The sequence below is a fragment of the Pseudoduganella flava genome, assembly GCF_007830495.1.
GTDB lineage: Bacteria > Pseudomonadota > Gammaproteobacteria > Burkholderiales > Burkholderiaceae_D > Rugamonas > Rugamonas flava.
In genome coordinates this window covers 36,514-51,206 of record NZ_VLKW01000010.1, presented here as the reverse complement: position 1 = coordinate 51,206, position 14,693 = coordinate 36,514, and the positions used below count along the sequence as shown (strand labels likewise).

13 protein-coding genes are annotated in these 14,693 nt (G+C 59.5%); 2 read left to right on the top strand and 11 right to left on the bottom strand.

Going from position 1 to position 14,693, the window contains the following annotated elements:
- Positions 1–10: 10 nt before the first annotated feature.
- Positions 11–982 carry an acyltransferase domain-containing protein gene (locus tag IP92_RS22530; RefSeq protein ID WP_145879423.1) on the top strand — a complete coding sequence of 324 codons (972 nt, stop codon included), beginning with the start codon at positions 11–13 and terminating at the stop codon, positions 980–982.
- Here IP92_RS22530 and IP92_RS22525 read toward each other — a convergent pair.
- Positions 979–1,761: a 4'-phosphopantetheinyl transferase family protein gene (locus IP92_RS22525; protein WP_145879421.1), complete on the bottom strand. Its 783-nt coding sequence runs from the start codon at positions 1,759–1,761 to the stop codon at positions 979–981. The two genes, IP92_RS22530 and IP92_RS22525, sit on opposite strands and share 4 nt — an antisense overlap.
- Before the next feature lie 126 nt (positions 1,762–1,887).
- On the opposite strand from IP92_RS22525, the gene IP92_RS22520 reads away from it, so the two are divergent.
- Positions 1,888–2,559 carry a hypothetical protein gene (locus IP92_RS22520; protein ID WP_145879418.1) on the top strand — a complete coding sequence of 224 codons (672 nt, stop codon included), beginning with the start codon at positions 1,888–1,890 and terminating at the stop codon, positions 2,557–2,559.
- 26 nt (positions 2,560–2,585) lie between these two features.
- Here the strand turns inward: IP92_RS22520 and IP92_RS22515 are convergent, their stop codons facing one another.
- From IP92_RS22515 to icmH, 10 genes are all read right to left on the bottom strand, one after another.
- Positions 2,586–3,674 carry an Imm71 family immunity protein gene (locus IP92_RS22515; RefSeq protein WP_229418924.1) on the bottom strand — a complete coding sequence of 363 codons (1,089 nt, stop codon included), beginning with the start codon at positions 3,672–3,674 and terminating at the stop codon, positions 2,586–2,588.
- Positions 3,675–3,737: 63 nt separating this feature from the next.
- Positions 3,738–4,385 carry a M949_RS01915 family surface polysaccharide biosynthesis protein gene (locus tag IP92_RS22510; RefSeq protein ID WP_145879416.1) on the bottom strand — a complete coding sequence of 216 codons (648 nt, stop codon included), beginning with the start codon at positions 4,383–4,385 and terminating at the stop codon, positions 3,738–3,740.
- Positions 4,386–4,491: 106 nt separating this feature from the next.
- Positions 4,492–5,610: a hypothetical protein gene (locus IP92_RS22505; RefSeq protein ID WP_145879414.1), complete on the bottom strand. Its 1,119-nt coding sequence runs from the start codon at positions 5,608–5,610 to the stop codon at positions 4,492–4,494.
- A gap of 31 nt (positions 5,611–5,641) precedes the next feature.
- Positions 5,642–6,187 carry a lysozyme inhibitor LprI family protein gene (locus tag IP92_RS22500; protein ID WP_145879412.1) on the bottom strand — a complete coding sequence of 182 codons (546 nt, stop codon included), beginning with the start codon at positions 6,185–6,187 and terminating at the stop codon, positions 5,642–5,644.
- 111 nt (positions 6,188–6,298) lie between these two features.
- Positions 6,299–7,075 carry a hypothetical protein gene (locus IP92_RS22495; RefSeq protein WP_145879410.1) on the bottom strand — a complete coding sequence of 259 codons (777 nt, stop codon included), beginning with the start codon at positions 7,073–7,075 and terminating at the stop codon, positions 6,299–6,301.
- A gap of 215 nt (positions 7,076–7,290) precedes the next feature.
- Complete coding sequence (locus IP92_RS22490) at positions 7,291–8,166, bottom strand: hypothetical protein (RefSeq protein ID WP_145879408.1); 876 nt, start codon at positions 8,164–8,166, stop codon at positions 7,291–7,293.
- A 210-nt stretch (positions 8,167–8,376) separates the two neighbouring features.
- The gene (locus IP92_RS22485) at positions 8,377–9,483 is read right to left on the bottom strand and encodes a hypothetical protein (RefSeq protein ID WP_145879406.1); all 1,107 of its coding nucleotides are present in this window, start codon (positions 9,481–9,483) and stop codon (positions 8,377–8,379) included.
- 10 nt (positions 9,484–9,493) lie between these two features.
- On the bottom strand, positions 9,494–11,056 hold the full coding sequence (locus tag IP92_RS22480) for a hypothetical protein (protein ID WP_145879404.1): 1,563 nt from the start codon (positions 11,054–11,056) through the stop codon (positions 9,494–9,496).
- Between the two features lie 23 nt (positions 11,057–11,079).
- Complete coding sequence (locus IP92_RS22475) at positions 11,080–13,896, bottom strand: type VI secretion system Vgr family protein (RefSeq protein WP_145879402.1); 2,817 nt, start codon at positions 13,894–13,896, stop codon at positions 11,080–11,082.
- The gene (gene icmH / locus IP92_RS22470; protein WP_145879400.1) at positions 13,896–14,657 is read right to left on the bottom strand and encodes a type IVB secretion system protein IcmH/DotU; all 762 of its coding nucleotides are present in this window, start codon (positions 14,655–14,657) and stop codon (positions 13,896–13,898) included. The genes IP92_RS22475 and icmH overlap by 1 nt, the downstream gene beginning before the upstream one ends.
- Between the last annotated feature and the right edge of the window lie 36 nt (positions 14,658–14,693).

Genomic DNA, 14,693 nt, shown 5'->3' with positions numbered 1-14,693 from the left:
GGAGTTCGCAATGAACGCCAAGACTGTTTTCATGTTTTCGGGGCAGGGTTCGCAGTACTACCAGATGGGCCGGCAACTCTACGCGGAGCATCCCGTGTTCCGGCACTGGATGGACGACCTCGACGAGCGCGCATACCGCATCGCCGGCCGCCGCGTGATCGAAGCGATCTACGGTTCCGGCAAGGGAGAGGTGTTCGACGAGACGGCGCTGACACATCCCGCCATCTTCATGGTGGAATACGCGCTGGCGCAATGCCTGATCGACGAGGGCGAGCACCCCGATCTGCTGCTGGGCGCGAGCCTCGGCTCATTCGCCGCGGCGGCCGTGGGCGGCTACCTGGGCGTGGAGGAAGCGCTGTCCGCCGTGCTGGCCCAGGTCGCGGCATTCGAGGGCGCCTGCGCGCCAGGCGGCATGATCGCCGTGCTGGCCGATCCAGCGCTGTACGACGAGGACTTCCTGCGCCGGCACAGCGAGATGGCCGGCGTGAACTTCGGCGCGCATTTCGCCGTCTCGGCACCGGCGGCGAGCCTGAACGTGATCGAGGGGGAACTGAAGCAGCGCGGAATCGCCCACCAGCGGCTGGCCGTCGGTTACGCGTATCACTCGCGCTGGATCGACGCGGCCCGCAGCGCCTTCCTGGCCCACCCGGTGAGCTGTGGCCGCGGCCTGCTGCCGTTCGTCTGCTGCGAGCAGGTGGCAACGCTGAACCGTCTGCCGGACGACTTCTTCTGGCGCGTGGTGCGGCGGCCGATCCGGTTCCGCGACGCGATCGCGCACCTGGAAAAGACAGGCACGTACCGCTACCTCGACGTGGGCCCGGCCGGCACCCTGGCCACCTTCGTCAAGTACGCGATGCCGCCTGCATCGGAATCGACTTCGCACGCCGTGCTTACGCCGTACGGCCAGGACCGGAAGAACCTCGCGGCGGTGGCGGCGGCACGCAGGCCCGTCGTGCGCATGCCGGCATACGCGGCGGCCTAGACGCCGAACAGATCGCCTTCAGTACCGGGCACCGCGGTCCATACCGTCACGGCGGGGACCGCGGTGTTTTTACGTTCAGCGCACAGCGCAAGCAGATAGCCGGGCGCCGGCCGCAGCTGCCACAGGCACCAGCGCTGTGGATCGTCGCCCAGTTCCGGGTCGATCTCCAGCCGCACCTCATCGTCCTGCGGGAAATGGATGGTGAAGCGCTCGAGCGGCAGCGACAGCCCCATGCCGCGCGCCTTGATGTAGGCTTCCTTGAACGTCCAGTATTCGAAGAAGCGTTCGTGGCGCAGCGCCGGCGGCACGGCTTCGAGCGCCGCCACCTCCGCCGCGGAGAAGAAGCGCCGGGCGATGCCTTCCGACGAATGGCGCGCCGTGACGTTTTCCACGTCAATGCCCAACGCCCGCTCGCGCGTCACCGCCAGCGCGATCAACCCTCCCGTATGCGATATGTTGAAGGCCAGGCCGGCACATTCCGGCTCGGCATTGGCGATGCGCGGCTGGCCGAATGGCGTGTCCTCGAACCGCCACTGGTCCGGCGCGACTGGAGCGTAGCGCGACAGCGTGCCGCGCACCAGGGCACGCGTGACGAGGTAGCGCATCCGGTCGTCGGCGAAATGGAAGCGCTGCTCCTTGTCGCGTTCCGCCGGGCTCAGTACCGCGCGCAACCGTGGCTGGTCCGTGAACTGGCGGTAGTGGGCGAGCCAGATGTCGATGCCCGGCGTGGCCGGTGCGTCGAACGAGTGGCTGCGCCGTGTGCAGAGGTTGGAGGTCATTGCGGTAGCGGATACGCGACGGATTGTGCATCCGAAGGCTAGCACACGCCGCACGTGTGAGCGGTGACATGCGGCACGTACGGGCTGTGCTTACAATGCGACAGATGTCATTGAAATATCGTATTGTTGAGCATGGCCGAAAATTCGTATTCCTCACCACCGACCGCGGCGCCGCCTGAGGCGCCGGGCACTCCCGACGCGCGCACCGAGCTTCCCGCGGATGCGCCGGCCGCGGGGCGGGCCGGTGCGCCGCCGGCGATGTTCCGGAAACTGGTGCTGTGGGCCGGTGGCGGGGCTGCGGCGCTGGGGGTGATCGTTGCCGTGATGCTGGGTGTGCAGTTCATCAGCAGTGAGCGGTCGATTCATCGGATCGAACGGGCGGCGGTGCGGCCTGTTGTGCCGGCGGCGGTGCCAGCCCCGTTGCCGGCTCCCGTGGACCCGACTGTCGGCGTTGCGGCGGCGAGTGCCCCGGCAGCGCAGGCCGCGGCGCAGCCGGTGGCTGGCGCTGAAGCAGCGACCGGTGTGCCGGCTACCGCAGGTCGGCTTGCGGCAGCTCCGGAACCTGCCGCGCCGGAGGTGGCGCCTGCGGCGCCGCCGACGGCCGAACCGGCCAAGGCGTCCGCACGGAAGACCAGTGCGGCGAAGCGTGCGAAGAAGAGGGCACGTTCCGAGGGCGACACGTTCAAGCGCTGCCCGCCGCTGGGCAAGCCGGGCGCCGTGATGTGCCGCTGGCATATCTGCAACGGCGGCGCGGGGAAGGAGAGGGCGTGCCAGCCGTATCTGGAGAGGACGCCGTGATCGGCTGTGCGGCTCGCACGCAAAGCCTACGTATTGATCTCGTCGAGCAGCCACTGTACGGAGCGGCCCTCGTATAGCGGCAGCCGCTCGCCTTTGTTCAGGTACACGCTCACCCGAATATCTGGTTTTGTGAGCCATCTGCCGGTCGTTGGCGCCCGGGTGTCGCTTTCCGCCACCGTCATATCCCAAACGCTGAAACCGATCGGCGGCGGTGGTAGAGCTGCATTTGGAGCGGAGAAGCGGTAGCCTGCTTCCTCTTCGGGAACTATGCCGTCCAGGTAGCGGTCATCCCGCCACAGCAAGCGCCATGTCGTTTCAACGTCGATACCCTCCTCGGCGGTTTCGACGTATATCTTCGGCGCTCCCGAACCTTCGTGGAGATAGTTCATTGCCCCGACTACTTGGAACGGCGGCTGTAGCTTGGGCTTTCGGAATAGCACATCGAGCAACGATGGCTTTGGTCCTGCGACGGGCTCCCAGATGCCGGAACAGGGCACATAGAGGCCCGACCACACGAATATGCTGTCGGAGGGCTCCGGCACCGGCGCCAGTTGTGCCGGGAACGGCACGGTTTCAAGCTCTCCCTTCAGCCAGTTCCCGTATGGCAGCCGGGCAGAATCGTTGCCGAATCTCTCCTCAAGGAGGCTGATGCCACACTCTCCCCACGCCTGTGCTGCTGAATTCACACCATCGCAAAATTCCGGCCAAAGAGGCGTGTGGTTGTTTATGCCGTTCTCGCCGATTCTGATGCGTTCGAGCATCTGCATCCAGTGCGAAAGTACCTGTCCGGCAAAGAAAAACTCGCCGCTCTCGCTGAACCGGAATACGCGTCTATCGCCCTTGGCAAGGCGATCAACGCACGTTTTGAAATGCGCGAGGTACTTCTGTAAACGGGCGTACTCCAGTTGCGGCAGCGAAGTTTCGTTACCCCAGCCCTTCTCATCGGCCAGCTGGGCGCTCTTCAGTACGACGTTTACCCAAGCTTCGTAGTATGCGAGGACGCGCCGCCATGCTGTGACAGAGCTGTTGCGCTTGAGCCAGTAAAAGATCTGCCGTCGTTCCAACTCGGAAGGCAGCATGTTCTGAGCGGGGGCTTCATTGCGAGGTTTTTTCATCGCCGAAAATTATCTCGATGCTGTTGATCTGGCGAATTGCCGAAGCATGATAGAACGTACCCATCAACGACGTGTGTCGACGGAGACCTTCAACCAGATCTGGTCGAGATGCCGCTTGAACGTTGCGTTCGCTGGCTGTAACAAGGCCTTGTCATACCGGTGTTCCCCGCCAAACGGCTCCTCTCCAGGCAAACGTACGGTCGACTCGCCACGAATCGCCAGCTTCGTGGCGCCGTCGCGCAGGATCACCTTGACGGTCGATGGCTCGATACCGCCGCCGCAAAACAAGCGGTACGGCACCGTGACCTCGGCCCTCCCGTCGCCGTTCAGATCCGTGAAGGAAACCGCTGCCGTGAAGAAGTCGGCCGCTGCGTCGAGGCCAGGGCAGTCGACGCTGTCGCGTATCGTCCATGTGGTCGTCCAACCACCTTCGCGGCGGTCGTAATAATATGCGACAAGGTCGATGTGTTCGATGCGGGGGGACTTCGGACGAGAAGGGGATAGGTCGGCGTTTCGAGTCAGGACCAGCAGATGCTCGCCGCGCTTATCCATGATACGCAGAGCGCCTATCACGGGGAAGTGCATCGCTATCCCCCGTGCCGCTAGATAAGGTGTGTCCACCAATTCGGGACGAAGCCCCGGTGTATCGGCGCGACTGTCAGTTGCGACTGCAGCCAGCACGGCGATCGCGAGCAGAAGAATCCAATTCATCAGCTACATCGTATCAGACACGTAACGTTGTCACCAATAGGACAGGCGGCTGGTTGAACTTTACTTCACGATCTCCTAGCGACTATCTCATGGCAAATGCGTATTACTAGGCCTGATCGAGGTCCCACTGCCATATCGCTAAGCCATAACGTGAATCGAGGCGCGGCATGATCGTGCCCTTGGCAAAGAATGCTCGAGATCCTGGCTTTGCAGGCGTGAAGTAATACCCCGAAACCGGACACGCTTCTCCTCCCGGTACTCGTATGGCGTCGGGCGCCTGAGCAACTTTCGAGTCTATCTCTTCGTATTCACCTTCTATTACTTCCACATAGTACCAAGCGCAGTCGACCTCAGCGTCCACATTCCGAGCTATTAAAGAAGGGGCGAGGTCGGCATCCTGCAACGACTCCTCCAAGAACGGGTCCTCCGTTAGAAGGCGGTCTCTCTTGTGGGTGCGCGCAAATTGCAGCATCTTGCCTTTATCTATCCAGAGGTCCGCTCGCCCAACCTCAGTCAGTGCATCCAAGCCAAGGCGGTTGAACGTGGAGCCCAATAGCAGCTTGCCACACGGACTGCCGTGCCACGCAAACTGTAATGTCGCGTTCTGATCACTATCAGACACATACACCCCGGTGCGCGGCGGCATCGTGCCGGTTTTCGCTTTGACATCGAAGCGTATTCTGTACTTGGGAATGCGATTGAAGCTTTCTTTGAATTGTGACCAAGCACACGTTAGGGAAAAGTCGCTCCACCCGTTTGTAGTTGAATACTTGTCCAAGGTTTGATCAATATAACGAGCATAGCTAGCCACGTTCTCAACCAAACTGTCGACCTCCAATTCCTCGTCGGGTGTGGTCCAGTTCATAGAGAATTCTGAACGAGCCCGGTCAAACTGGTTAAATCCCGTTATATTGAATTTCTCAAAGGCACGCTCGGCAATCTGGCGGCGAGTTGTGAGCTGCAGGTCTTTTAAAAAAGGCCATGCGTTGTTTGTCCAATTTTCGGACGTGTCGCGGCTTCCCCAGCGCGGGCTCTTGAGATGCCGATCCCGTCCTTGGGTTGCCGCCAGATCAAGGATGCTCTCGACATGTACGGCTAGCTCATCCATTGCATTCTGCATACCTTTTAAGAAGTCGAGTGAGGCGAAGTGATAGAGCAGAGTGGCCTGAATAGCCTGCCAGCGGGAAAGTTCAAGTTCCATTGTGACATTGGATAAAGCTGGCATATGGCGCCACCACAGTCGTCAATTTACGGTCTCAATCCCGATCCGTGCGACCCTTTGAGAACGCGAACCCGCTATCTACTCCAGAAGCATTCTCCTGCGTGAAACGACGCAGCTCCTTTGCCCTTCGCGCGGTGAGATCCAAGATACAGCTATCGTGCGCCACACCAGCGCACACACCATTATCGCAATTCGCTTCCACTTCCTCAGTCTCACACTGCTCGTCACGCCACATTATCCACTCGCGTTGAGCCTTCTGCAGGGACTTTCTGTCGATCAACTTCAGTTGCTGAAAAAGACGACGATACTCCTCATTCAATATTGCGTCAGATTTCATGAACTGGCGATACCCACCACAGCGGGATAGAGGCGTTTTATTGAGGTCGCAGTTCTGATCATCGCTACGACTTAGTATGACGCAACCGTCGGAGCACTGTCCATCTTCCGATGCAGCAGAGGTGCCGAGTATTATATAACAATACAAGGTGAAGGCAGCACGAATTCGAATTCTACGCATAGGGTGATAGAGCACAGTGGCCTGAATAGCGTGCGAGCGAGAAAGCTCAAATTCCGTTGCCACGATCAGTATCCGAATTTAGTAGTGTGCCCGGGGAGTCAGCTGCATCTAAAACCGCAGATACTTGCTAACTCTGTCGCCCAAACTAGAGCTCGAAGATGTTCATCGCGTAAGCTACTCAGGGGCCACAGGATCTTTATAACCGGTATCAATGTGAACGCCTCGTATGGACAGTTGTCGCTCAATGTTCTTGCGTTTTACTGCAAGTTCGTCTAGCTCCGCTTGCAATAAAGTCTTCCACTCTCCACGATGGAGCGGATCGACGAAGCCTCTGAAATAGTTAACATCGGAAGTAAGTTCATAGGTTATAAGGTAGATGTCTAAGCCGGCAGGATCCCCACTTTTGGACTGACGCTTGAAGCTAACCTTGAGAAACGCACGGTCTCCGTGCAGTTCCCAAATCGTGAGGTCCTCAAGCTGGAGCCATTCATCGAGCGTGGGCACGTAGTCAGCGTCAAGCGTCGTGAATTTCCCCGACTCAGCCTTGTACATCAACATTTCCCTTCCGCGGAGCCTGGGTGCGCCAAAGGGAATAGTTGGCGCCCAACCGGCCTTTCTCAGCTTCGCAAGTGCAGAAAAGAGGTAGTCACGCGCTCCCAGATGCGATATCCCGTTGGGACCGCTAATGCCACTGATCACATTTATTGTCGCTATGCCTTCGTTCTGGAAAGCCTCATCCTGGGCAGCCGAAAGATGAAGAACATTGTCAACTTCCAGAGTCGTTGATCCCGCATTGATCTTGACGGCACCTTTTTTGCCGGACGGCCACTGCACATTGTAGAAGGTGACCCCGACCGGTTGCCGTAATGCCTTTACCAGCTCAGAATAGCGGGACTTGAAGGTGTCGCCACTCTCGCGAAGGTTAAATTCGACTTTATTTCCCTGTTTCATCGGTGTCTGCATACTATTCGAATAGTCGCACCCTAAGAGTTGCGATCCGATCGTTAAGATAAGAAGAGCTGAGCAGAGACGAAAGAAACTCATCTGTCTGAAACGTCCCTTGCTTTTTGTATGTGCCAGCGTCCAGGGCATTGCCCACGATTTTCTGCGTCAGAGCCGGGGTATCCTTAAAGAGCAATAAGGCGCCTAAATAAGCTTATAGGAACCTATTGAGTCTTCAGGGATACTATAAGATGCGACTTTTCGTCGAAATTCGCGTAGATGGTAACGTTTATCCGTTCATCGACACTCGAAGCAACCCACGAGGCATATTTCCTTGATCGAGAGCCGTCGGGAGTGACGCTCAGTACTACAGTGCATGCCGCACCTGGAGAAATGAGGCCTGATGCGCAGGTATTTTCTTTCAATTCAATGCCTGAGTTTGACCCATCAACTTTTTCCCAGTCGCGCAACTGAACGTGTCGATTTCCTGTATTTCTCACTGAGTACCTCAACAGTTGCTGTCGGTCGCCGCTCGTGCTTTTACTCGAAACTTGGTTGCGTGTTATTTCTTGAATTTCCAACCACGGCATAAGAACCGTGCCTTTTACCAGCCTTCCAGATAGCAGATCGAGGTCGAGCGGATAATCCGATTTTGGATCCTCCGGCGTAAGCACCGTGTCCGTGGAGAACGGGCCGGGCCCAAATTTTGACGGTAAGACGCCCATTTTTATTTCGTACTCGGAAGTGTCTGGGCATCGCGGTTGAATTTTCTCAGCCTCAATGCAAAGGCTGAGTGAGCACGGGTATGTGACAGTCAAGCGGCTTGGAGACAATATTAGGTGATAGAGGTTTTCAGCTGGCACATACTCTTCCGCGCCGTGATCACCAGTTTTGTCGATACGTCCTAAATCAATATCTCCACTGATGGGAGCTCCCTGCGCGGTCGTCCAAATGGCGGCAGGTTGCTTCTGCTTCTTTATCAGGGCGCAGGCCAGCACCGGCGCACCCCGACCGGGTTGAGCCGCAATCGTAGGTGCGGATACTGCCGCTGCCACTAGAAGAAGTGGGGCGCAAGAATTTCGAAAGATGCGTTTATTCATAGCTGATTCATGAAGCGGTCCCACGCTTCGATCATTTTCTCGACAGTGAATCCACGCGTCTGGATCCAGGCTGCGAGGAGTTGTAATCGCAGGTAGGCCGCGTCACGGAGCAGGATCGTCTATTGCCCTCGGTAAATCGATCTACGCACGTTTTGAAACGTGCCAGATTTCTCCAAATCGAACGCCTCAGTATGATTAAACGCTTTTCTTTTACTGAGTGTGGTCCCACTGCCAAATTGTCGCGCCGTAGGCTCCGCCCACTTCAGGCATGATCTCACCTGCCGCGAACATCCGTCGCGACCCGGGCTGTGCCGGGGTGAAATAATAGCCAGAGGTCGGACACGGAGACCCAGCTACCACGCGCGGGCCTTCAAACGAGCTGGGCTCATGCTCGTCCTCATCCAGGGAGACCATTTCGCCGTGTATCTGCTCAACAAAAATCCACTTGCAAGGGCGCGTCGTAAATGCGTTGCGCGCGACGAGGCTCGGCGCCAAGTCGGGGTCTTCGACGCTATCTTCAAACAGCGGATCCGCTAGCAACCGCGGATCGTTCATGCGTTTCTGGACGAACTCATACATACGTTCTTCGTCAACCCAAAGCGAGTTGCGACCAACCTCTGCAAGCGCCTCCAAGCCGAGATCGTTCAACGTGTTCGATTCGAGAAGCACACCGGCGGGTTTTCCAACCCAGCAGAATTGCGGAGCGCCGTTTGGATCATCAATAGGCAGGTAGACGCCAGTCCGCACTGGCGTCTGGCCAGTTGCAGCCGTAATGTCTGCACGCAGCCGCAGCGCAGGCGCAGATCTGAGCACCTCGGGGAAAGCCTTACCAGCCATAGCAAGCCCGAAATCATCCCAACGACCAGCGACTTCGTGCTGACTCATTGTGTTGTCGATGTAACCTGCGTATTGGACGATTTTATCGAAACGGGTTTCGAAGTCAGCCTGCTCATCGGGTGTCATCCAGCCTAGCGACAGCTCGGCAAGTCCGCGAGCACATTGGTTTGCGTCAGTGATCGAGTATGCTTCATACGACCGCTTGGCTATATCTCTTGCAACGGAGAGCTCGAAGTCAGCCAGCAACGGCCAACCATTATTCGCCCAGTTGCCGGACGTGTTGCGTGCACCCCAGCGAGCGTCTGTTAACACGCTGTCACGGGCCTGAAGTTTGGCTAAGTCAAGTGTTGGATCGACGAAAGCCATGAGCTCATGGAGATTTTTCTGCAATCCTCTCAGGTAATCGAGCGAGGCAAAATGATAAAGAAGAGTAACTTGCCTTTTTTGAGCCTGAGTAAGTTCGATAGGGATATTCTGCATATGATTCTCTTTAATCTGCCAACTTTGTTGTCTGTCCAGGGAGTGCTGGCAGACCGATACGATCTACGAGTCCTGCGCCGTCGAAATCTTCATATCGCCAGCCTGTTTCAAACGGGCCGCTAATGTTAGGGTGATTGATGCTCTCCCGTATGCTGACATAACGTGCTTGCTCATCTTTTGGGAGCTTATAATACTCTCCCTGACTGATGGCGCCTTCCAGCCGATTCTTCTTTCCGCCATTGAGTTTATAGAACCGCATAGTATCATTGCGGGCGTCGCTATAGTCCAGTTTGAAGATAATTTGTTCCCAGCCACCCTCCAGATGACGGTCGGGTAAACTCTTCTTAAACTGGCTCGACGCCTTGCCGCGCCATACCTTCAACGTCTCGCCAGGTTTGACGTCGTATACCACGAACTGTCCGTTAACGTTCCAGTCTGGCCAGACAGCGAGGTGCCGGCGCCAAGCGGCGCGCGGATTCTCTGCAGCCTTCAAAGCATTGAAAACCTCCTCTGTCACCCAGCAATCGCTCATCGCCCGGCTATTGGGCGAAAGGATACGGTATAGCCGAGCAGGCCCCGAAATTTCTCCTTTCAGAATATTTGCAAACGACTCAATATTGTTTTGATTGAGTGGTGGCCATCCCTTGGCGACTTGTTTGGCGACGTAGTCTTTATAGCGATCGTATTTCAGCGCAGGATAATTTCCAGTTTTTCCTTTGCTCATCCATTCCGGGAGAGGGTTTGGCTCCCCCATCAACCTGACCGCAGCCGCTTCTGGAAGAGTGCCGCGGAAGTGAACGTTCTTGACATTTACGATGCCCGGCATGTTCTCGAGCGCTGCACGGTCTAGCCTCAATGCAATCCGATCGAAGATATCAAAGAGAGGCTTTAACTGGTCAGCAAGGTAATCATTGGCTGCCAAGCGAACTTTCTGAACATCTTCAAGATACCCGCGCGCCTTCTTTCCGATTAGGGGAACATACGCCACCTTATCGACCATTCCCTCCAGGACCTTGATACCTCGATCGAATGCGTTTAGCAGAGCCGCGACGTTAATCCGGCCACGTATGGATCTGATCTCTTTCGCCAGCCAGTTGAAGACGTCGTCGATTTTGTGCAGCCTCAGGTATTTCTGCACGTCCCGACGGCGCAGGAACGTAATCACCCAAGTCATCGCCAAGTCAACGGCTTTGAGGATCGCAGCCCCACCCATCCGGCGTACGAATGCAAAGAAGATCTTGAGCACGCCTTTGACCAGGGAGCCCACAAATGGGAACAGACCGATCAAAGTCAAACCTAACGAGACCCACGCCCAGCCGTCTGTAACGTCCTTGCGAAGTTTGACACAGTTTGCGATGAGATCCCTTGCGTCGCAAACTTGGTCAACCAACGGTATCATCGAAATTGCTGCGTCCATCACTAATTGACCAGTGGAACGGTCTTCGTTGAAGTCGCCCTGTATTGCTTCCCAGAACCATTCAAAGGGGTTTGTGCTCGGATCGTCTGCTTTCTTTTGGTCGTTTGTTAACCACGCCAGTGCATCCCGCATCTGCGTAGTGTTGATCTCAGCCATGGAGCCCCTTGCGTTTTTGTCCCTCAACCATTTGCTAAATCCTCAAAAGGCGCCGCCGGTTTTTCGCTTTCCGGAGTGCGCGGCTTGTAAATCACCTTCGTTACACGCTTGCGTTCGACATTGTCGTGATGAGCCTGGCCTTGGTCGTCGAGCTTACCGTTAAGGACGCGGCCGCCCTCAAAGTGAATTTCATACTCGGCTGCGGCAATGCCCTCACCGACATACGGGTCGAGATAGTGCAGGGCGATCCAGTTCTGTTCAGTCGTCAGTTGACCTGGTAACGAGCGGAGGTTGGCGGTTTTGCGCGCGGCTCCATCAAACACATGCTGCCCACCCTTGACACTAAACTCCCCCGGGCAAGCAAACGTAATATCCCCACCCTCGAGCGTCACAGAGGACTGCCCCGCCTGCAGCACAATCTTCTGATTGGCCTTAATCTCGATGGAATCCGACACGGAAACCACACTGACCGACTTGTCAGCCAAAATCTCCAGCTGATCCGTATGCGCCTGCACCGACACCGGCCCCTGCGCCGCGATCGCCTGGATCCCGCCGGCGTGCGTGAAGAACGACGCGGCGTTGGCGGCGACGGTGGACACCGTGGCACCGGCCGCGACGTGCACATCCCCTTGCGCGATCCATTGCAACTGCTGGCCGGCGAACAGCACAGTCGACGCCTGCGTCGCCCAGTTGATGATCGAAGGAGCGTCCATCACGACCAGCGGCGCGCCGAATTTTTCCACTGGCTGCTCCGCATCGAGTTCGCGCGAACCATCCTGCGCCTTCTGCGCCGCATGACCATTGACGTCGCCGTCGAACTTGCCCTTGTCCTCCGGATCGAGCAGGGCGATCGTGTCCGCATGCGCCTTCAACGCTTCGGCGCTGGACAGCGCGTGCTGGTTCACCGCCGCTTCGCCGATCGTCTTCGCCAGCTCGTGCGCCGATTTCAGTGACCCCAGCGCTTCGGCCGCGTCCATCTGGGTGGAGACGGCGCCGGCCCGGGCGGTCGTCGTCAGCAGCACGCCGTCGCCGCCGCGCACCACGGCCCAGGCGTCCGTGCGCAGCTCGAAGCCGCTGCCACGGTACGATCCGCGCCGCGCGGTGCCGGGCGTCTGGGCGATCAGGTAGCCCAGGTTCAGCTGCGTTGCGGCCGCGCTGGTGGCCAGGCGCATGCGCACTTGGCCGCGCGTGTCGTCAAGCTGCCACTGGTTGTAGCCGGCGCCGTCGAATGCGTTGGTGTGGATGCCGGACAGCGTGCCGGGGTGGTTCGCCTGCGAGTCGACGCCGGCTGTGAACGGCGGCAGGTCGCTGCCCGTGTACAGCTGCGCGACGACGATCGGGCGGTCGATGTCGCCTTCGATGAAGTCCACCAGCACTTCGGTGCCGATGCGCGGCGTGAACTGGCTGCCCCAGTTCGGGCCGGCCAGCGCTTCGGCCACGCGCACCCACGTGCCGGACCGTTCGTCGCCAGGCGCGTTGCCTTCTTCGTCCGTGTCGTGTGTCAGCCCGCCCGGGTTGGCGCCGGTGCCGCGCTGCCACGCGAACTGGATCTTGACTTGATGGTCGCGCGTCGTCGTCGCGACAGCGTCCGGCAGGCCCACCACCAGCGCCGTCTGCGGGCCGGGGGCCGTGACCGGCTGCGGCGCGGCGATTGCGCGCGGCACGATCGCCACGGCGTCGCGGATGCAGGCGAAGCGGTTGCGGTAGGTGCCGTTTTCCACGCCGTCGCGGTGCGTGCGGATCTGCGCCGTGAAGTTATTGCGGGCGTCGTGCTCCACCCACAGTACCGTGAAGCCGTTCTGGCCTTCCGGGTAGCGGTCGTGCTGCGCCAGGTGGAAGCCGTGGCCGGGCGCCAGCCGGCGCACCGCGCCGGCGCCGTCGAACAGCTTGTTGTCCTGCTCCAGCGCCTGCAGCATCAGGCGGCTGTGCAGGTCGGGCGTGGCGCCGTTCTCGAAGCCGCTGGCGATGCGTTCGCCGCTGCCGTCGTGGATGGCCAGGGTCGGTACTTCGCCCAGGTCGAGCGACGATTGCTGTTCGGACGCCGGCGCGAGCAGTTGCGCCGGGTCCCAGCTGCTGATCGTCACCGCGTTCGGGGCGATGCGCCGCTGCGCGCCGAATTGGTCGATCGCGTCGTCCGTGTCCGTCGCGCGCATGCCGTGGAAGCGCAGCGTGGCGTCGTCCGGCATCTCGGGAATGCGTGCCTGGCTGTCGAAGATCACGAGCTTGTGGCGCGCCTGGCCGTCCTGGCTGTCGTCGTCCGGCTGGGCGTGTTCGAAGCGCCACGACAGGCCTTCCGAGGCCAGCAGGCGCGTGACGAATTCCAGGTCACTTTCGCGATACTGCGTGCAGACGGCGCGCGGCGCCAGCTCCTGCGTCACGTCGAATTCGAAGCGCACCTGCGGGTAGTCCGACAGCAGCTCCGTCACGATCTGGCGCGCGTCCTTGTCCTGGAAGACGTAGCTGTCGCGGCGCAAGGCCAACAGGGCGAGCGCCGGTTCCAGCTTCAGGCGATAGCGGGCCACGCCGCCGTCGGCGCCCAGCCAGGCCGCCTGCGTGCACAGGCCGTGCCATGCGCGGCGGCTGCCGTCCGGCTGCTGCAGCGTGACGGTCAGCTCTTCGCCGATGAACGCGGACAGGTCCAGGTCCGTCGACACGGACAGCGCATCGACGTCGAACGCGAACAGCTCATTGACACCCTCGCGGCCGGTGAACCGTTCGGCCATCAGCGCTTCGGGCAGCGCCGTGTCCTGCACGCTTGCCAGCGTGATCAGGCGAGCATGCTGCGACAGGCCGGTGCCGAAGAGTTGCGCCGCCGAAGGGAACGGCAACGACGCGCCCATCAAGGCAGCGTGATCGTCAGGTTGGCCGCGCGGGGCGCCATCTTGACGACGTCGTTATAGGCGTTGATGCGCTGCTCCGTCGTGTGGCCCAGCGACGTGCGCAGGCCGATGAAGCCCAGCACGCAGATCAGGCCGAACACGGAATACAGCGCCCACAGCGGCACGTCGCTGCGCAGCTTGTGGCGGATCTGGTCGGGGCGCTCCGCATGCGGGGCGAAGCCGCCGCGTTTGCCCTTCATGTGGGCGATCTCGTCGCCGAGGCGCGACGTCAGGTAGTTCAGCTTTTCCGAGCCTTCCAGGATGTAGCGGCCCTGGAAGCCAAGCAGCAGGCACATATGGAACACTTCCAGCGCCTGCACGTGCACGCTGCCGCGGGCGCGCAGCTGTTCCAGGCGGTTGAAGAAGTTCTCGCCGGCCAGCTGGTCGCCGAACATCAGCAGTTGCAGCGGGCGGCGTTCCCACGCGTCGCGGATCGGGAAGTCCGAGCGCAGGATGATTTCGTCGACGGCCGCGCAGAATGCGTACTTCGCCGCGTCCACGTCGTCGGGCGATGCGTTCTGCTTCTTGGCGTTGCGGCCGAAATCGTCCAGGAACTGGGCCAGCTTGCGGGCGAATGCCGCATCGTCCTGCGGCACGCTGCCGTTCTTCAGCATGAACAGCGCATAGAAGCCGTCGTACATCAGGTCCAGCAGGGTCTGCGGCGCGGTCGGCGCGGCGGGGGCGGCATTGCCCATCAGCGAAGGGGCGGCGGCGTTACTCATTTCGGGTCACTCATCTGGAATGGATAGTTTTACTGC

Excerpts from the sequence above, each read along its gene's own strand:
- IP92_RS22530 (WP_145879423.1), top strand. The coding sequence starts at position 11 with ATGAACGCCAAGACTGTTTTCATGTTTTCGGGGCAGGGTTCGCAGTAC.
- IP92_RS22525 (WP_145879421.1), bottom strand. The coding sequence starts at position 1,761 with ATGACCTCCAACCTCTGCACACGGCGCAGCCACTCGTTCGACGCACCG.
- IP92_RS22515 (WP_229418924.1), bottom strand. The coding sequence starts at position 3,674 with ATGAAAAAACCTCGCAATGAAGCCCCCGCTCAGAACATGCTGCCTTCC.
- IP92_RS22510 (WP_145879416.1), bottom strand. The coding sequence starts at position 4,385 with ATGAATTGGATTCTTCTGCTCGCGATCGCCGTGCTGGCTGCAGTCGCA.
- IP92_RS22505 (WP_145879414.1), bottom strand. The coding sequence starts at position 5,610 with ATGCCAGCTTTATCCAATGTCACAATGGAACTTGAACTTTCCCGCTGG.
- IP92_RS22495 (WP_145879410.1), bottom strand. The coding sequence starts at position 7,075 with ATGAAACAGGGAAATAAAGTCGAATTTAACCTTCGCGAGAGTGGCGAC.
- IP92_RS22490 (WP_145879408.1), bottom strand. The coding sequence starts at position 8,166 with ATGAATAAACGCATCTTTCGAAATTCTTGCGCCCCACTTCTTCTAGTG.
- IP92_RS22485 (WP_145879406.1), bottom strand. The coding sequence starts at position 9,483 with ATGCAGAATATCCCTATCGAACTTACTCAGGCTCAAAAAAGGCAAGTT.
- IP92_RS22480 (WP_145879404.1), bottom strand. The coding sequence starts at position 11,056 with ATGGCTGAGATCAACACTACGCAGATGCGGGATGCACTGGCGTGGTTA.
- IP92_RS22475 (WP_145879402.1), bottom strand. The coding sequence starts at position 13,896 with ATGGGCGCGTCGTTGCCGTTCCCTTCGGCGGCGCAACTCTTCGGCACC.
- icmH (WP_145879400.1), bottom strand. The coding sequence starts at position 14,657 with ATGAGTAACGCCGCCGCCCCTTCGCTGATGGGCAATGCCGCCCCCGCC.